The organism is Coxiella-like endosymbiont (assembly GCF_030643785.1).
GTDB lineage: Bacteria > Pseudomonadota > Gammaproteobacteria > Coxiellales > Coxiellaceae > Coxiella.
Window position 1 is genome coordinate 509,655 of record NZ_CP094378.1, and the last position, 18,260, is coordinate 527,914.

An 18,260-nucleotide genomic window follows, 5' to 3' on the forward strand; every position below is an offset into this window, starting at 1 on the left:
AGATTGTTCTAACAGTCCTGTAGCAAGGTTTCATAATAGCAGTGAGATAGCAGTGAGCGTTACAGGGATTTATATTCTATTGTTACCAGTATAGAATCGGGTCCCTATTAATTAACATCGGGAGCTTTTATGAAATTATTTTGTGTTCGCCACGGCCACGCTGAACACCTGCCGAATCCTGCCGGTGAACGGCCGCTTACTCAAGAAGGAATCGACGAAGTGATCAAGGTGGCTGCTTACTTGAAACATCGAGGAGTACATGTTGTGCATCTTATGCATAGCGGGAAGTTACGAGCACAACAAAGTGCAGAAATTCTGGCCGCAGTGGTGGCTGAAGGCCAGGCTATAGAAGTTTATCCGCTATTAGGATCCGATCATCCTATAGCGCCCCTCCTAATCGATCTCGTTCAAGAATGGCATGATGACACGATGTTGGTGGGTCATATGCCTTTCATATCTCAGTTAGTTAGTGCTCTTATTTTAGGAAAAGATAGCTACGATATTCTTCGTTTCCCTCCGGGAACAGTTGTCTGTTTGGAGCGAATTGAAAATCATCGCTGGATACTTAACTGGATAGTGCATCCCGATTTAGTGTCCGATCGAGGAGATTAATTTTTATTTCGGCTTGCAGTTCTGTCCCTATTTTTTTAGTTTACTCTTGAGTATTTATTCAAGTGGAATTCTCTGCCAAGTGGAATTCTCTGCCTTTGGCTCTTTGCTATTTATTTCTCGTTACGCAAAAGCGAACTTTTGATGATCAGGTTAGCAACGGTAGTAACATTCCGTAATTCAATGAATGATTTAGAATTCAATGAATGATTTAGTGGGTAATTTGGAGAGGGCATCAGTTTGTTGCTTAATTTCTTGTAATTGCTTTTGCGCATCATTGAGCTCTGCATTGGTACAAATAATTCCTGCATGATCCCACATGATTTTTCGCACGTGTTGGATAAGAAAATCCAAGGAGGTACGTTCATCTATACCGTACGCGACATCCTGCTCGCCAACCCATTGTTATTCCATATTGTTACTCCATCGGTCACTGGTGCAATTAGGATTACTGATATGCAGATAGACAAAACTAGAGCGCTTCCGGTAGCAAGAACCGTATGGTGGGCGTGGTAAAGGTTAACCACGAATGTTTTTGATATCATAAACAAGGGCTCGCCCCTCTGCTTTTCTTTTCAATAAGCAGATCTTACAGGCCATATGACTAGTAAAAAAATCGATATTGGAATGATTGATCACTTGTTCGGCTAGTGTTTTACCACTACTACTTTCCAGTTTTATCGGCAGCGTGCAAAATCCAGCGACAACTCTATCCTCCTTCTTGAGTTAGGTGATAGCCTTTTTTAGGATCGCTGCTAAATTGTACCTCCTTGTCGAATTAATATTCGACTGCTGATTTGACTTGAGATAAGGTAGCTCAAACGACAGTAGGGTCGCATAAACCATCCCTCCTATTTAGGTTACATTCTTGCACATGCAATTCAACACTATCTCCTCTGTAGCTCCCATAACTGCAGTAATCCCGCATTACGCATGAGGGGAAGAGCCAGCTTAAATGCCTCTTTACTAAAGAGGGTCACTTCGGGCTTCATTGGCCAGGTTCAACGCCAGCGCTAGGCCTGAACAGTTCCGCTGCCAATGATCAACGCCTCATATGTAGTCATAATTTATTACTAGCTTCATAAATTTTTCAGTATTAAGACTATATCACGGCCTCTTATTTCAAGGAATAGAGAGTTCTCTTAAGCATTCAAATGAGTATGGGAACTTTGAATCATGTCAATGGAGGTATAAATTAATATCAATCTATATATCTATATATCTATATATATTATTTTTGTTCGGAGGACAGAAATCTCCATAATCTCCATGATGACGATATTATTCATATTATGGTTTATTGATAGTTTACTAATTCGGATAGGCTTTTATGGTTCGGCTATTATCTTATTTCATAATTACGCTGATATTTGGCGTTGTTTTATTTCAACTTCACATTACGAGTCCATTATACCCATTCAATTTTAAGGAGCAATTTCCTGTGGTGCTATCTGCTGTTATTAAAAAGTGTCTTTTTGTCACTTTCAATAGTTTGGAAATTTTATGAATATCTTTGATACTTGCCACAGTGCTAGTTTTTCAGTTTTTTCCATGAGATTCCTTGTCCTCTCTGTCTTTTGCAGCGACTAGGTTTTATTTTATTAGCATCTCTGTGGATTTGTTATTCAACCTCCGATTTTGCTTTCATCCCGATCATTATTCATTGGCATTGGTTGGAGCTTTATTTACTGTGCCTTTGTCTCTTTGCGTCAGGTAGTCCTCCATGTAGTCCACGGGACCCGAGGGCACTACGCCCCCCTTATTAGGCCTTCATTTTTACACATGGTATTTCATTTTATCGGATGGGAATTAGTATTTATACTATCGTCCTTACTCGGTTCTGGAAATAGATCCTCTATAGCTTATTTGTATTAGTAACGGCCGTTATACTCGTTATACTTATTAATTCTATTAAGCACATTTTTAGAATGTGAACTTAAAGATTTGTCCCAAAAATCCTACCATTTATTTGGAACTATAATTTTGGTGGTGGGCTGTCATAACCGAAGCTACACAGGCTGTTAATTTCTTCCCCATGGGAATGTCTAGAAACTCATTAGGTCCATGTGCGTTAGATTTAGGCCCCAGAAGACCTGTAATCATAAATTGGGCGTTTGGGAACATTTTGCCTAACATGCCCATAAAGGGAATGGTTCCCCCTTCGCTAAAATAAGCAGCCGGATTGCCGAAGAATTGGTGAGAGGCAGCTTGATTAGCAACAGCAAGCCAATCGCTTAAGGGAGGAGCCATCCAACCACTCGAAGGGGCCTCAGGAGAAAAGGATATCTTTGCATGGTAAGGAGGATCTTTTTCTAGGACATTCTTTAATACAGCTGAGGCTTTTTTGGCGTCAATGGTTGGAGGAAGTCGCATAGAGAGAATTACTTTTAAATAAGGTATAGTAACATTTCCTGCATTGGCGACGGGAGGCAAACCGTCGAGTCCCGTCACGCTAAGTTGAGGACGCCAAGTCCAATTTAATAATAATTCCGTAACATCAAGGGTCACTGGCTTCACACCCGGTAAAAATGGCAGCTTGCCTTGAATAGTCCCATTCCCCAACATCTGGGCAGCTTTTTTTGCCTGCTCTTTATATTGATTGGGTATAGGAACTTTTAATTCTTCCAAAATCACTCTTCCCGTAGCGCTGTCTTCAAGTCGATCTAGAAGTTGGCGCAGGATAGAAAAAGGCGAAGGGACGATACCGCTTCCAGCTCCTGAATGAATACCATTTTCCAATACTTCAATTTTTAATTTACCCCCCACGAGTCCTCGGAGTGAAGTGGTGCACCACAGCTGATCATAATTGATGCAACCGCTATCTAAGCAAATCACTAGAGTGGGATTTCCAATGCGGTTGTTTAAATACTCAAGATAAGCAGACAAATCAATACTGCCGCTTTCTTCGGATCCTTCGATGATCACGACACATCGTGCATGGGGAATTTGATAACGTTGTAAGGTAGCAATGACCGTAAGTGAGGCAAATACCGCGTATCCATCATCGGCGCCTCCGCGGCCATATAATCTATTTCCTTTCAACACGGGTTTCCAAGGCCCAAGGTCTTTATCCCACCCCGACATTTCAGGTTGCTTATCCATATGACCATAAAGCAATACGGTTTCATCTAAGGTGCCAGGAATTTCAATAAACAATAAAGGGGTTCGTCCTGGCAACTCTACTACTTCTAGTTGCATCCCTTGAATAGATTGTTGCTGACACCAATCCACTAGAAGCGTCATGGCTTTATCCATATAGCCATTTTCTTTCCAATTAGCATCATAATGAACTGATTTGTTAGGAATTTTAATATACTCTATTAATTTAGGGATGATGCTGTTATCCCAGGTGTCGGAAATAGTTTGATAAATTTCGTGGGCGTAATTTTTGAAGTGATTATTGCTCATTTGAGTTCCTAGGTAATGGGGTGACATAATAAAGGAAAGAATACGGTAACTGCAAGGTTAGAGGGAGAGTTTTTCCGGTCCTAGAAGAACGATTAGCCACACTATGAGATAGACGAGTAACGTAGAATGCTGTTAAGAGCAAGACAACAAACAAGAGTCAAATCCAAGTGGGATCAATATTGAAATAATGAGCTCACCCCCCATACGTCTGCGATAATTCGGTCGGTTCTAGAGCGATAAAGTTGTTTTTTTTGGTTGTGGATTTGTTACCCATATCAGAATAATAGCAGATTAAAATTTTTTTATTCTTAATGTTAATCGCTTTTAAATTCCGACGTCTTGACAAATTTATACGCTCTTGCTAACTTAAAAAATTTGGTGCCGATTTGAGCCTCAGCTTGTGGGTACTTCAATAAATACATCTAAAGTAGGCACTTACCTTAAAAAAAGCTCTCAATCCTTTCCTTTAGCTAATCAACTTAATAATTAGAGTGACATGAATGTATATGAGCTGACAATAGCCTTTTTCCTACTTTGAAGGATGTCAATTTACATGTAGGGGCTTGAGAGATTGTAGGCGTTATTAGAAAAAGTGGTGCAGGTAAAAGTACTTTAATTCGCTGCGTTAATTTATTGGAACGGTCTGAAAAGGGTTCTATTATTTTGGATGGCGAGAACCTAACTCTGCTTTCAGAGAAAGCATTGCGGTGGGTGAGTCATCAAATGGATATGATTTTTCAGCATTTTAATCTGTTAAGTACTCGGACGGTATATCAAAAGGTAGCATTTCCACTACAACTCATCAGAAAAAGTAAAACCAGAAATTAAAAAAGTGGTCATCCCTTTGTTGGAATTAACTGGATTAACAGCCAAAAAGCACGCTTATCCGAGTCAATTTTAAGTAGCGGTTAAAAACAACGGGTGGCAATTGTTCTGGCATTAGCTACAAACCTAAATATAACTACTCTGTGATGAAATGACTTCGGTGCTTGATCCTGAAACCACATATTTTATTTGGAACTTATTAAACAAGTTAATCGCGAATCGAAATTGTTGATACTTCTAATCACACATGAAATGGAGATTATTAAAACCGTTGCTCAATGAGTGGCTGTATTAGACCAAGGAAGAATTGTAGAAGAAAGCGATATTGTAACTTTATTTAAGCGACCGAAAACTGAAATCGCGAAAAAGTTCACTCATTCTTTAATTAAAATCAAACTTCCTGAAATTTTACATATCCGGTTACTAGAAAGAGCCCATTCAAAATAAGATATGCTTTGCTACGAATCAATTTCACCAAGCGTACCGCCGAATCTTGGATTATCGATGAGTTTATTAAGCACTTCGATTTACAGATAAATATCCTTCAAGCTAATTTAGAATTTTTGAGGGGAAATTCTATTGGAACGACGTTAATTGCTTTGTGAAATAATGAGAAAATGCTTTCGCAGGGTATATTTGCTTTACTTGAAAAATAAAGATTTAGAAGTTGAGGTTATTGGTTATATCAGTGCAGATGATTGGCGCTATTCTTGATGCCATTTTGCAAACCATTGAGATGGTAATTATACCTTTAGAAATAGGAATAATTTTATTTGTTACCGAAAAAAATCAATTATTATCCTGAACTTTTTTAAATCGTTTTTTGTCGGCAGTAATTACGCTATACGTTCGGTTCCTTTCATTATCTTTATGATAGCGATTATTCCTTTTACTTACGCGATTTCTTGTAAGCACTTCTATTGGCACGGCAGAGGCTATTGTCCCATTAAGCTTATGTGCCCATTCCTTTTTTAATCGACTGATGGGAATGGCTTTATAAGAAGTCCCTTATGGCTTAGTTGAAGCCAGTCAATCTATGGGTGCTTCGCCGTTACAAATTATTTGGGAAAGTCTGGTTTCTAGAAGCGCTGCCCACTTTAATTCGGGGGTGCATTAACGACAGTGACTTTAGTGGGTTATTCTGCAATGGCAGGTGCTATTGGTGGAGGAGGATTAGGAGATTTAGCAATCCGTTATGGATATGAGCGATTTGATATTCGAGTAATGATAGTAAGCATCTTAGTGTAATTATTGTAGTGCAATTTTTGCAATATCTCTAAGATACTATTGCACGGAAGACTTTCACATTACAAATAATTAAGCATAAAAAATGTTAAAAAATTGACCGTTATCTTGATAACGACTCTCATTATTTTAGAAGAGGGGTCGCAGAGAGGATGCCACCAAAAAGAAGTGAAAGATACGATTCGCGTAGGAACTATTTCGGGTCCTGAAACTGAGTTGATGGAAACAGTCAAAGAAGTAATATTAAACCAAAGAAGTAGCATTAAAACAGTATGGTTTACATGTCATTATCGTCACATTTTCTGACTATAATATCCCAAATAAAGCACTGGAATATGGAAGTTTAGATGCCAATATGTTTGTTTCAACATATTTCCTATTTAAAAGCACAAATCCGGGCTCGGGGTTATAAAATTGTTCCAATTAGAAAAACTTTCGTGTATCCTAAGAGGTTTTATATTCCAAGAAAATGAAAGCCTTATCGCAGCTGAAACCTGTGACAAGGTCGTAATTCCAAAGGATCCGAGTAACGAAGCTCGAGCGTTGCCTTTATTGGAAAAATCTGGGTTAATTCCGCTTTAAAGTCTGGAGCTTCTATCAATGCAACACCTTTGGATATTGTCACCAATCCCAAACCAAACATTTCATCGAAATGGATGCCACCCAACTATCATGTTCGCTTGCCGATGCGAATTTAGCAAGCCATCAATACAAATTTTGCAATTTCAGGGGGACTTATTCCCCTTCGTGAGATGCACTATTTCTTGAGGGCCCTGATTTTCGCCTTATGCCAATATCGTCGCTGTGCTCGCTAGAACAATCAAAACGATCTTTGCTTAAAATCACTGCTAGATGCCTTACAATCCAATCAAGTACCCCGAACGGCGAAGCAGATTTTTGAAGACGGAGCAATTCTGGCATGGAAGTAGGGATCCGTCGTCCTTATTCCAATTTTGGTATAATATGTGCTGAGCCAGCTAAACAGTCGCTCAGCATAGCTGGGAGGAAAGTCCGGGCTCCATAGGGCAGAGTGCCAGGTAACCCCTGGGAGGCGAAAGCTTACGGAAAGTGCAACAGAAAGTATACTGCTGTCGGAATTTCGATAGTAACGGTGAAATGGTGCGGTAAGAGCGCACCGCGTTGCTGGTAACAGCAACGGCGATGGTAAACCCCACTCGGAGCAAGGCCAAATAGGAATCCTTATCGTGTGGCCCACACGGGATTTGGGTAGGCTGCTTGAGATATGTGGTGACACACATCTCAGATAGATGACTGTTCACGACAGAACCCGGCTTATCGGCTGGCTTTATTTATTATTTTCAATACTTACGGTTAGTGAACTGTCTGGAAATAGGGAGTCGTGTCGACGACTCTAACCCGCAGGAACATTGTTACCAAATTCAAATCGATATAAAAAAATAACTATAAAGAGTTAACAAATAACGCAAGATTGTTTATTAATGAGTAAGGATGACCCCTGCTTTTTTAAAACTGAACTACCCGGAAGGTCTTGATACTACTCTTGTTAATTTAGTTACGAAATATTCTTCGTGATTGGTGAATTGTGATAGAGTCATCTCTAGTAAAGGTGAAAATATATCTGGGGCTCTGTAATTTGTTTCTCAGACCAAAAAAACAAAGAAAAAATGTCCCCACAGCTTTAACGAGTTTGGTTGCTCTTTCTATAGCTGTTTAATTCCAGTCAAAACATCCTTTAAAGCCTAGTGCGAAATGTATCAAAGCTTTGCTTAATTGATCAAACCACGATCAATGTATCGGGAAAAACGGATAACCCCGATTGTCATGGTTTAACGCTGGATGAGTTATCACGCTTTGATTTTAGCAAAATGGATTTCAGTAAAATTGTCAATGATATTCAAAACAACACGCATTTTCCGGACGCAAAAAAACCGCTTTCGAAACGACTTTATTATGCAAAAGTTGTTTTGTTCTGTTATAAATCCTCACCGATACGTCGCTAGCTGATTTAAGAGCTTCTTCAGCAGTTGAACTAATTTTACAATTTTTACAATAGTTGATGATAGGCAATATTGAGCGGGGGAGTTTATACTTCCGATAAATTAGTTAAAAAAAGGCGCTTTCTAAGCGAATAATAAAAAATATATTAGGTGAGTAGGGAGGGACATTTAGTCACTCACCCTGTCGAAAAATAATTTTGATTATTGGTATAAAAATACTTGACGTATATTCCGATTTGTAAAATTTATGGATTATAAAGAGCAGAACATAGCCAGTAATGTAGTAGAGCAAGTATTCACTATTACTGGAGAAAATGGTAATTACTTAAGGTAGCCCAAAATTGGCGATCATTTTAAATTGTTTGAATCATTAGAAGCTTTAAGATCTGATTTTAATTTGATAACAGAATAGGTCTACAAAACGGCGCAAATGGACAATTTTCTAGCTCTTAATTACGAAGTTAATCTTCAAGAAAATAAAAAAAATATGTATTCGAAGATTCAAAATTATACCATTAAAAAATATTAAATAAAATATATTAAATAAAAATTTAATTTTACAATATTGTGTATTGTGCCAGCTTGTTTTTTATGGCTTGATTTTAGAACGTTACTGAGATAAAAATAATTTTAAAAATCTAGGGAAGCATTTTCAAATATCGATGAATAGTATCTTAAATCTTAAGTAGAATGAAGAATCGAGTAATGCGCGAACGGGAAATACAAATGAGTCAAGTAGAATCGCTAGCTGAATCAGCACTAAAAGAAACGGCCGTCTCAATTTTACTATCCCTTCCGGACAATGAGCCTTGTGATTCAAAACTGCAGTACGTCCCGTCCCCCTATCCTGAGGATCCTGCGATTAAGATCCCGTTTGAGGGCAAATCAATCTCTTTGCCCTCCGACTTTTCTTTCTAAGGAAAAAAGCAAGAAAAGATAAAGGAGGCTATTTCTGCGTGGTGCGAAGGAGGTAAAAGAACTGGAGCGTCAATATCAGAATAAATATGTGTTGCTTTGTGCACGAGGCCGCCTAAACGAAGTAGCTAATGTAGCGTGGGAAGTAGGGTCCCATTGCCGAAAGTTGAAGACAATACGGGGCGGTCTCGACTGGGGTCCCCATTTAGCAAAAATGAATATTCTATTATAAGGGAGGGGGAGAAACCCCATCCCCCTCCTAAAGAATTACGGTTCCCCTCAACAATCCAATAGTGCTGCTAATCCAATAGTGCCCTTCGCGTTTTCTTGTCAATGGGGGGTATTCTGGGCGATATTCGCTTGTTTTGGAACGGATACCCTGGAACTGAGACACCATCCCCGCTTGGAGGATGTTTTCGGCTGCGTTTTCATCAACGATCGAGTGTGAATATTGTGCAAAACTCGTTTCACTAGCTCATAAACCCAGGGAGAGAACCGTATTCACATCAACTTTTTTCGAAAAAAAGGCTTCTTGGCCATGCTAATAGCATTAGCATTAGTGTGGTTGAATACCTATGGGATTCCGTGTCAAAAAAAGCAACGAGAATTTTTAACTTATGAAAATTATTTGGCCTTCTGGAAACCGCATGAGGGTGGTGGCTTTGAAACAGTTAAATTTCTTTTGGTCAAAGGCAACTGATACAGATAAAGAACAAATGGCTGTGATGATGAGCGACGTGGAGGAGTGGGGGTTTTTGGGTCGTATCCCAAGTTTTTTCCTCAGCAGTATTCTGCAGGCGTTACGACTACGAGCACGGTTTAGAACTTGCGAAAGACATTTGGAAAGCTGCTCCCCAAGAAGGTAGAGCTGTACTTGCGGAGGAGAATGATTACTTATTTGTGAGAACCCTTTGTAGCGAGGAAAACCCTTTTGTAGTAGAAGTAATAAAATATCTTCCTTGGTCTGAGGAGGATTTTTTATCCGATGATTTTCTGAAGCTTTGTGAGGCAGGACCCCTTCGATGAGAATCCAATTAATTTTTTGTTAAAAAATTTGTCTTTAGACGAAGACGAAGTAGCTTATAAAAGCTACGTAATTTCTCTGCTAAACGAAAAACTTATTGATGTGGGATTTTTAGAAAAGTACTGCTCCATTTTTTCATCTGATTAAGTTAAGCAGTAAGAATTAGGAAAAGAAAACTCGTTACAAAAAATCTGAGATCTGAAGGAAAAAGTGCAACAGCTTGAAAAAGAAAATGTATCCTTGCAAAATTCACTTGCCCTAATTCAAACACCTTTAAAGGAAGGAGATCGGGAGTTAGAGAATCCTCGCAAAAAAGTTCGGTTATTCGGTTAATAGAAGAAGAAAAAAACGATGAAGAAAGGGAAGCGAAAGGAGCATCAGAAGCCTTGAGCGAAATTGAGTCCAAAAGAAGCTTTATCATAGCACAGATCCGTTTCCTTCCACCGGAGGCTCACTCACCCATGGTCACCTGCCCTAAGAACGCGGAAAGAGTAAAAAAAGGAAGCCAAAGGAGATCGATACAGTCAATTAAGAAAATAGAGAAAGGAGAACTTTCTTTTATTTGATGGTTTAGTTAAAAATTTGTACTTCCCACTAGTTTCTCCACGCTCGAAATAGCGGTGATTTGATTATTTTTGTAATGTAATGAAGTTTGTGTGAATGATACGTCAATAGCGTGATCATCAAATTTAACCGCTAAAATATTAATACTTTTCCAAAAATTTTTCACTGTATTCGATAACGATTGCCCTAATTTTACTTAATTCATGACTTCTAAAACTGAATGAACTAGCCAAGTTTATCGTATTTAACTATAATTTAGCTACTTTGTCTCCATATTCAACATGAATATGAGGCTGTTCATTTATTTCTAGGTTAAAGAAGAAAAAACGATAGCCTTTAATTCTAAGTACTGTAGGCATCGAGCCCTTTCCTGTTGGTGGAATCCTATATCAAAGCATAAGAAGGAGAGATGAGGGTCAAACATTCTTGTTTCTACTGTGTAGTAGTGAGCAGGTGATGATTTAGTAGTTTGTGCATTTGGGAGTCGTGAATTCCTATTACTATTAGTTGACATTCGTTAGCATTGATTGTGGTAAGGACTAAAAAATATAACTTCGCATTAATAATTGGAGAAAAGTCCCATTGCAGCAAGCTTAAGTAAGAAGCATAATTCTCTTTTGATGGGCAAAAGTATTTAAACTCTTCGCAAAGTTATAGATCCCTAAGTTAAGGGTTATAGGTTTTTTCTTATCTAACCAGATTAAGGATATAATTCAGGACTTGTTGTGTTCAAGAGTAAATAATTTTCCTTTGGAGGTATTCGTCAATGCAGGAAATATTAGATAAGTTACGCACCGATATTGAAAGCTTAAAAAAATCAGGGATTTACAAGGCAGAACGGATTATCACTTCCCCCAAAATGCCCAGATTAATGTGGGATCAGAGTATATTCTTAATTTTTGTGCTAATAATTATTTAGGATTAGCGGACCATTCGCAGTTGATTAAGGCAGGACAGAAAGCACTGGAACAATATGGTTTTGGCGTGGCATCAGTTCGATTTATTTGTGGAACGCAAAATATTCACAAAGAACTGGAAAAAAGTATCAGTCAATTTTTAGGAACGGAGGATACGATTCTTTATTCTTCTTGCTTTGATGCAAACGGAGGATTATTTGAAACAATATTGGGATCGGAAGATGGAATTATTAGCGATGAATTGAATCACGCCAGTATTATTGACGGAATTCGATTGTGTAAAGCGCAACGCTATCGTTATAAAAATAACGATATGAAGGATTTGGAAACGAAACTCCGGGAAGCTGACAAAAAAGGCGCACGTTATAAATTAATCGCGACTGATGGGGTTTTTTCAATGGACGGTATTATCGCTGATTTAAAATCAATTTGTGAGTTAGCTGATAAATATAATGCATTTGTGATGGTGGATGATTCGCATGCGGTAGGTTTCATTGGTGAAAATGGGCGTGGAACGCCAGAATATTGTGGCGTCGCAAATCGAGTTGATATTCTCACGGGAACACTAGGAAAAGCATTAGGGGAGCTTCGGGCGGCTATACCTCTAGTCGCAAAGAAATTATCGAATGGTTGCGTAATCGCTCCCGACCATATTTATTTTCTAATTCTGTAGCGCCAGTTATCGTTGCCACTTCGTTAGAAGTGCTTGGGTTATTAAAAACAGAAGGCGAACGATTACGCCAACAATTGCAAAAAAATAGTCAGTATTTTCGTTCGAATATGGAAAAGCTCGGTTTTCAATTAGTTCCGGGCAATCACCCTATTATTCCCATCATGCTTGGTGATGCACAATTAGCCAAGAAAATGGCCGATCAATTGTTGAAAGAAGGTATTTATGTAATTGGATTTTCTTATCCTGTTGTGCCGATGGGTAAAGCCCGTATTCGTGTCCAAATGTCGGCGACTCACATTAAAGAACAGCTTGATCGAGCGATTAATGCGTTTGAACGTGTAGGAAAAAAATAGGAGCCGTTTAAAACTTATGAAAATCCTTTCTAAACTTAAATCAAAACCTGGGATTTGGCTGTCAGAAGTCTCTGCACCCAAACCTGAGAGTGATGAAGTATTAATTAAAATTAAAAAAACGGCGATTTGCGGAACCGATTTACATATTTATAAATGGGATGAATGGGCGCAAAAAACTATACCGGTTCCTATGCATGTAGGCCATGAATTTGTGGGTGAAATTGTTGAAATGGGTCAGGATATAAAAGGAATAAAAGGATTTAATATTGGAGACCGGGTATCAGGAGAAGGGCATATCACCTGCGGTTATTGCCGTAATTGCCGCGCGGGTAAAAGACATCTCTGCCGCAATACCCTTGGAGTGGGCGTTAATCGTCCCGGTGCTTTTGCGGATTATTTAGTAATTCCCTTTCGCAATGCTTATAAAATTCCTCCGCAAATTAGCGATAATACTGCAGCTATTTTAGACCCTTTTGGTAATGCGGCACATTCTGCATTGGAATTTGATTTAGTAGGGGAAGACGTCCTCATTACGGGAGCAGGACCTGTGGGTTTAATGGCAGCGGCTATTGCGCGTCACGTCGGTGCCCGGTATGTGGTCATTACAGATGTTAATGAATACCGATTAGCGTTGGCTGAAAAAATTGGAGTGACCTTAGCAGTAAACCCCACGAGCATGTCGCTAACGAAAGTTATGGAAAATCTAGGCATAACAGAAGGCTTTGATATTGGTTTGGAAATGTCGGGCAACGAAGAAGCTTTTCGCAGTATGTTAACCATTATGAACAATGGGGGAAAAATTGCCTTTTTGGGAATTCCACCAGCACCTTTTGCTATCGATTGGAATTTGGTGGTTTTTAAGAGTTTAACAATAAAAGGGATTTATGGACGACGGATGTTCGAAACGTGGTACAAAATGATCAATCTTTTGCAAAGTGGACTTGATATTTCACCTGTGATTACTCATGAATTTCCTTTGAAAGAGTTTCAACAAGCTTTCGATGTGATGTTATCTGGTAAAGCCGGAAAAGTAATCCTAGATTGGGTTTAATGATTCTCTTCTCTGGTTAGGCAAAGAACTGCCCCCTCTCCGTTAGCAAATTAAGTGCGAGTGGGAGATATTTTTAAAGCCATTCGTGCTAGATACTCTTTATGTTCGCTTGATCTTCTACCAAGCGGCGTATTGTCAATTCAGCCAATTTTTCTTCAGTTTTTTCTAAGGGCGTAGAAAAAATGTTAGTCTCATTAACTTCTCGCTTTTTTATTTATTTTTATTTATATTTATAGTGCTATTGTAGAAAAAATGTTAGTCTCATTAACTTCTCGCTTTTTTATTTATTTTTATTTATATTTATAGTGCTATTATATATTATTTATTATTCCTCTATATTTTCTCACAAGAAAAAATTGAAAAGACATAGCCTTTTATTAAATAATGTAATGCTCTTTTAATATTTTATTTTAGGTAAAAGCAGTTGATGATAAAATTCTTATTCAATAATTGAGCTGGAGTCAAGTCATGCCTTCATTTGATATTCTTTCTAAATTGGACAAACATGAAGTGAGCAATGCAGTAGATCAGGCTAACCGAGAGGTCACTACCCGATTTGACTTTAAAGGATCAGGAGCAACTTATAACTATGAAAGGAACAGCATCACTCTTCGAGCAGAAACGGATTTTAAACTCAAGCAAATGATTGATATATTGAAAAATAAATTTGCCAAACGGCAAATCGATGTGGAACATATGAAAATCGAAGAACCGGTGATCCAACACAAAAGTGCGCAACAAGTGGTTACCCTTATGGAAGGGATTGACCAAACAGCAGCAAAAAAAATCATTAAGCTCATTAAAGACCAAAAACTAAAGGTACAAGCCGCTATCCAAGCCGAAAAAGTACGCGTTACGGGTAAAAAACGGAATGATTTGCAATCCGTGATCAGTTTCTTGCGCGAACAAGATATCGGCGTTCCCCTCCAATTTAATAACTTCCGCGACTAAAATCAGTAAAGTACTTTGTTAAGTCTCTGAGCATTTTTTATTCCACGATTTTTCTCTCAAAAAAACTACCAGCTCCTCTTCGAGAGTAGAGGATACGCCAAACTTCTCTTTCACTTGATAGAGGGACCACCGTTGCAGAAATTCCCTCGTGAAGCTTAGGGGCTCTTTCTCCATTTTTTCCAAAAGTAGGCTATAGCTATAGTTAGAGCTATAGATTAGATAGTTAAATGCGTTGTGGAAAAAAGTGGTATAATGTGTATAAATGTGGGAACATTCTGATGTTTCGAGGTTTAACTGCCATTGCTGTTGATTCGAAGGGTAGGATGGCTATTCCGGCCCACTATCGGGATCGGCTCCAAAGCGAAGCAGATAGAGTATTTTAAAAATCACTATCGACGCAGAAGAACGCTGTCTTTTACTTTGTCCCCCACCCTCAGTGGGAAGAAATTGAAAAAAATAGAGAGTCTACCAAGAGCTACCATCCGGTAAGCTGGCGAATTCAACGGCTATTAATTGGGCATGGGACTGAATTGGAGCTTTGGACCGTCATGGCCGGATTTTAGTGCCTCCGCTTTTGTTGAGAGTATGCCGGGGGGATTAGGACAGATGGTAATGCTGGTAAGACAAGGGAAAAAATTTGAATTATGGGGTGAATTACAATGGGAGTTGGCGCGCGAGGATTGGTTGGCAGAAGAACTTCCCAGAGAAGAGAGAGGAACTGCCCCCAGAATTAAGAACAATTTCTTTATAAAATGACGCATCGACCGGTTTTATTTAATGAAGTTATGGAAGGACTTGCTATTCGTCAAAATGGAATTTATGTCGATGCAACATTTGGTAGAGGGGAAACAGTCTCGGCTTGTTGCAGCGACTTGGGCCGGAGGGCCGTTTGCTTGCAATGGATAAAGATCCCGAGGCCATTGCAACCGGTATTGAAGGCCCTTTTCAGGACCAACAACGATTCGCTATCGTCCATGAGACTTTTGCGAATCTGGAAAAAATAATACGGAATCGTGGATGGTACGGAAAAGTGAATGGAATCATGCTTGATTTAGGTGTTTCATCACCCCAATTAGATAAACCCAAGCGAGGTTTCAGTTTTATAAAGGATGGACCCTTGGATATGCGGATGAATCCAGAAGAAGGCATGGATGCAGCGACTTGGCTCAATCAAGCTAGCAAAGAAGATATTCGGCGTGTGCTTTGGAATTATGGCGAAGAACGTTATGCCAAACGTATTGCGGAAGCAATTGTAAAAATGCGGGAAGAGAAACCCATTACCCATACCTTGCAATTAAGCGAAATTGTAGTGAAGGCATCGCCTCGCCATGAAATTAAAAAACACCCAGCAACGCGCACCTTCCAAGCGATCCGAATTTTTATTAATCGCGAGCTGGATGAGTTGAGTAAATGCCTTCCTCAATGTTTAGAAATATTAGCGATAAAGGGTCGATTATGTGTAATTAGTTTTCATTCATTGGAAGATCGCATTGTTAAACGTTTTATTCAAAAAGAATCGTGTGATCTTTTGCCGCGGGAGTTGCCCATTTTGGCAAGCGAAGTGAAATACCGTTTGAAAAAAATAGGCGCTCTGATTAAGCCTATGGAGGCGGAAATCAGGGAAAATCCGCGAGCACGAAGTGCTCGCTTACGAATCGTGGAGAAATTAGCATGAACACTACAACTCGTGTCATTATCGCAGAAAGTCTAAGGAGACGACGAAGCCGCACGTTTCAAATAACGAAACGAGGAATTTTGATTGTTTCCTTAGTGATTGCTTTATTATGTTCAGCCTTTGGAGTTATTTACGTTAAAGATCTCAATCGACGATTGTTTATTCAATACCAAATTTTAAGGCGCGAAAAAGCTGAAGAACTTATTCAATGGGGAAAATTGTTATTAGAACAAAGTACCTGGTCCACACAATCGCGGATTCAAAAGGTAGGGCAAAAACAATTGGGGATGCAAATTCCCACTGCAAAGGAGATGGTATTAGTCAATGGATATGATGAAATGTCGCCCCCTAGGTAAATTCACGTGCAACAACGAACTTGGCGGTTTTACTCGTTATGGTTTTTATTATGTGTCGCGGTGGCCGGATTGTTATGGCGTTTGATCGATTTAAATATTCTGGATCGATCTTTTTTACTAAAACAAAGCAAGGCGAGAATCCTTCGTGTTGTCAATATTCTGGCCTATCGCGGTATGATTACCGATCGATTAGGAATACCGCTAGCCATTAGTACGCCCGTTGATTCTATTTGGATCAATCCGCAACTGTTTCAAGCAACACCTTCTCAAATTGTTGTACTCTCCCCTCTCTTACACCTACCTATTTCTTTTATTAAAAAACGAATTCAACATAAAGCAAATCACCAATTTGTCTATTTAAAACGAGGTAACCCCCCTTATATTGCAAAAGAAATTCGCCAATTAAATATTCCAGGTATTTTTTTCAACGTGAATATCGTCGTTATTATCCAGAAGGGGAGGTGACAGCCCATGTAGTGGGACTCACCAATATTGATGATCAAGGACAAGAAGGTTTGGAGTTAGGTTACAACCAATGGTTGGCAGGAGAACCCGGAAAGATGGAAGTGGTTAAAGATCGTCTGGGTCATATAGTGGCGAATATTGCCATGGTGAAAAAACCAATTCAAGGGCATGATTTAACTTTAAGCATCGATCATCGTATTCAATATTTAGCTTATCAAGCTTTAAAAGAAACAGTTTCTGCTTATCATGCGAAAGCAGGTTCCGCGGTAGTCTTGGATGTAAAGAGTGGAGAAATTTTAGCAATGGTTAATCAGCCTAGTTACAACCCTAACAATCGTCCAGCCGGTCACGATGGTCGTTACCGCAATCGGGCAGTGACAGATATGTTCGAACCTGGTTCCGTGATTAAAGCATTTACTATTGCTTTGGCGTTAGAAAGTGGAAAGTATACCCCGGACACTAAGATTGATACCAACCCGGGATGGATGAAAATTGGCGGTTACCGGATTAGCGATGATGAGTTAAATTTTGGCGTTATTTCACTCACCCAGTTATTGCAGCATTCAAGTAATATCGCTGCAGCAAAAATTTTACTATCATTGGAACCCCAACATTACTATGCCTTATTACGCGCATTAGGATTTGGCCAGTCCACCAGTAGCAGCTTTCCCGGAGAATCTTCCGGTGCATTAGTTTCCTACGACACCTGGGTGCCTTCCGTCGTGGCAACTTTAGGATATGGGTATGGTATGGCAGTCACCACTCTTCAATTGGCCCAAGCCTATGCCATTTTGGGAGCCGGAGGAATTAAAAGGCCGGTAACTTTTTTAAAAGTAGAGCATCCCCCGGCCGGTGTGCCAATTTTGCCAGAAAAGGTAGCAAAAACAATTGTGGGAATGTTGGAAACCGTGGTTCAAAAAGGGGGTACGGGAACTCGAGCAGCCGTGTATGGATATCGTGTTGCGGGTAAAACCGGAACGGCTTATATTGCGGGTCCTAAAGGCTACGATAAGCACCATTACATGTCTTCTTTTGTTGGACTGGCGCCGGCTAATAATCCTCAGTTAGTAGTGGCTGTCGTCATCCGGGAACCTCAAGATGAACATTTCGGGGGACTTGTGGCAGCTCCTTTATTTTCCAAAATTATGAGTGGATCTTTGAGATTACTGGACATTCCACCAGAGCCCTCAACTTAATCTTCCTCCTATACCCTCTAGCCCCGCGGGAAACCCGCTCTGCTGATTCGGGTT

The 18,260-nt window shown here is 39.5% G+C and carries 16 protein-coding genes, 1 other RNA gene and 3 pseudogenes; 16 read left to right on the forward strand and 4 right to left on the reverse strand.

Features of this window, described 5'->3' with window-relative positions; translation table 11 throughout:
• The first annotated feature begins 129 nt into the window (after nucleotides 1–129).
• A complete protein-coding gene (sixA, locus tag MRH55_RS02660) occupies nucleotides 130–612 on the forward strand; it encodes a phosphohistidine phosphatase SixA (RefSeq protein ID WP_304985910.1) in 483 nt (160 codons plus the stop codon).
• 189 nt (nucleotides 613–801) lie between these two features.
• Here the strand turns inward: sixA and MRH55_RS02665 are convergent, their stop codons facing one another.
• The 3 genes from MRH55_RS02665 to MRH55_RS02675 all read right to left on the reverse strand — a co-directional run bounded on the left by MRH55_RS02665 (nucleotide 802) and on the right by MRH55_RS02675 (nucleotide 4,017).
• Nucleotides 802–930, reverse strand: coding sequence for a hypothetical protein (locus MRH55_RS02665; protein ID WP_304985911.1), 129 nt, complete (start codon nucleotides 928–930; stop codon nucleotides 802–804).
• Between the two features lie 47 nt (nucleotides 931–977).
• Nucleotides 978–1,154 carry a hypothetical protein gene (locus MRH55_RS02670; RefSeq protein WP_304985912.1) on the reverse strand — a complete coding sequence of 59 codons (177 nt, stop codon included), beginning with the start codon at nucleotides 1,152–1,154 and terminating at the stop codon, nucleotides 978–980.
• A 1,420-nt stretch (nucleotides 1,155–2,574) separates the two neighbouring features.
• The gene (locus MRH55_RS02675; RefSeq protein WP_439647888.1) at nucleotides 2,575–4,017 is read right to left on the reverse strand and encodes a M20 family metallopeptidase; all 1,443 of its coding nucleotides are present in this window, start codon (nucleotides 4,015–4,017) and stop codon (nucleotides 2,575–2,577) included.
• A 615-nt stretch (nucleotides 4,018–4,632) separates the two neighbouring features.
• On the opposite strand from MRH55_RS02675, the gene MRH55_RS02680 reads away from it, so the two are divergent.
• The 7 genes from MRH55_RS02680 to MRH55_RS02720 all read left to right on the forward strand — a co-directional run bounded on the left by MRH55_RS02680 (nucleotide 4,633) and on the right by MRH55_RS02720 (nucleotide 10,338).
• Nucleotides 4,633–4,845: a hypothetical protein gene (locus MRH55_RS02680; RefSeq protein ID WP_304986096.1), complete on the forward strand. Its 213-nt coding sequence runs from the start codon at nucleotides 4,633–4,635 to the stop codon at nucleotides 4,843–4,845.
• Nucleotides 4,846–5,297: 452 nt separating this feature from the next.
• The gene (locus MRH55_RS02685) at nucleotides 5,298–5,447 is read left to right on the forward strand and encodes an NIL domain-containing protein (RefSeq protein WP_304985914.1); all 150 of its coding nucleotides are present in this window, start codon (nucleotides 5,298–5,300) and stop codon (nucleotides 5,445–5,447) included.
• Between the two features lie 517 nt (nucleotides 5,448–5,964).
• The gene (locus tag MRH55_RS02690) at nucleotides 5,965–6,090 is read left to right on the forward strand and encodes a hypothetical protein (protein ID WP_304985915.1); all 126 of its coding nucleotides are present in this window, start codon (nucleotides 5,965–5,967) and stop codon (nucleotides 6,088–6,090) included.
• 105 nt (nucleotides 6,091–6,195) lie between these two features.
• Nucleotides 6,196–6,393, forward strand: coding sequence for a hypothetical protein (locus tag MRH55_RS02695; RefSeq protein WP_304985916.1), 198 nt, complete (start codon nucleotides 6,196–6,198; stop codon nucleotides 6,391–6,393).
• 7 nt (nucleotides 6,394–6,400) lie between these two features.
• Nucleotides 6,401–6,499, forward strand: a complete 99-nt coding sequence (locus tag MRH55_RS02700) for a hypothetical protein (protein ID WP_369421486.1) — start codon at nucleotides 6,401–6,403, stop codon at nucleotides 6,497–6,499.
• A gap of 557 nt (nucleotides 6,500–7,056) precedes the next feature.
• Nucleotides 7,057–7,399: RNase P RNA component class A (gene rnpB, locus MRH55_RS02715), an RNA gene on the forward strand.
• A 2,816-nt stretch (nucleotides 7,400–10,215) separates the two neighbouring features.
• Complete coding sequence (locus MRH55_RS02720) at nucleotides 10,216–10,338, forward strand: hypothetical protein (protein WP_304985918.1); 123 nt, start codon at nucleotides 10,216–10,218, stop codon at nucleotides 10,336–10,338.
• Between the two features lie 479 nt (nucleotides 10,339–10,817).
• Here MRH55_RS02720 and MRH55_RS07635 read toward each other — a convergent pair whose 3' ends face one another.
• Nucleotides 10,818–10,928, reverse strand: coding sequence for a DUF4160 domain-containing protein (locus MRH55_RS07635; RefSeq protein WP_369421376.1), 111 nt, complete (start codon nucleotides 10,926–10,928; stop codon nucleotides 10,818–10,820).
• Nucleotides 10,929–11,335: 407 nt separating this feature from the next.
• Between MRH55_RS07635 and MRH55_RS02725 the strand changes: the two are divergent.
• From MRH55_RS02725 to MRH55_RS02760, 8 genes and pseudogenes are all read left to right on the forward strand, one after another.
• A pseudogene (locus MRH55_RS02725) lies at nucleotides 11,336–12,512 on the forward strand (glycine C-acetyltransferase).
• 16 nt (nucleotides 12,513–12,528) lie between these two features.
• Nucleotides 12,529–13,563, forward strand: a complete 1,035-nt coding sequence (tdh, locus tag MRH55_RS02730; protein WP_304985919.1) for an L-threonine 3-dehydrogenase — start codon at nucleotides 12,529–12,531, stop codon at nucleotides 13,561–13,563.
• A 468-nt stretch (nucleotides 13,564–14,031) separates the two neighbouring features.
• Nucleotides 14,032–14,514 (forward strand): YajQ family cyclic di-GMP-binding protein, encoded by a 483-nt coding sequence (locus MRH55_RS02735; RefSeq protein WP_304985920.1) that lies wholly within the window; start codon nucleotides 14,032–14,034, stop codon nucleotides 14,512–14,514.
• Nucleotides 14,515–14,792: 278 nt separating this feature from the next.
• On the forward strand, nucleotides 14,793–14,897 hold the full coding sequence (locus MRH55_RS08150; protein WP_304985921.1) for an MraZ-related protein: 105 nt from the start codon (nucleotides 14,793–14,795) through the stop codon (nucleotides 14,895–14,897).
• Between the two features lie 136 nt (nucleotides 14,898–15,033).
• Nucleotides 15,034–15,270 carry a hypothetical protein gene (locus MRH55_RS08155; RefSeq protein WP_304985922.1) on the forward strand — a complete coding sequence of 79 codons (237 nt, stop codon included), beginning with the start codon at nucleotides 15,034–15,036 and terminating at the stop codon, nucleotides 15,268–15,270.
• A pseudogene (gene rsmH / locus MRH55_RS02750) lies at nucleotides 15,267–16,189 on the forward strand (16S rRNA (cytosine(1402)-N(4))-methyltransferase RsmH). The gene MRH55_RS08155 and the pseudogene rsmH overlap by 4 nt, the downstream one beginning before the upstream one ends.
• Entirely contained in the window at nucleotides 16,186–16,545 is a 360-nt protein-coding gene (gene ftsL, locus MRH55_RS02755; protein WP_304985923.1) for a cell division protein FtsL, read from the forward strand. Before rsmH ends, ftsL begins: the two are co-directional and overlap by 4 nt.
• Nucleotides 16,546–18,206, forward strand: a pseudogene (locus MRH55_RS02760) (peptidoglycan D,D-transpeptidase FtsI family protein).
• The last annotated feature ends 54 nt before the right edge of the window (nucleotides 18,207–18,260 follow it).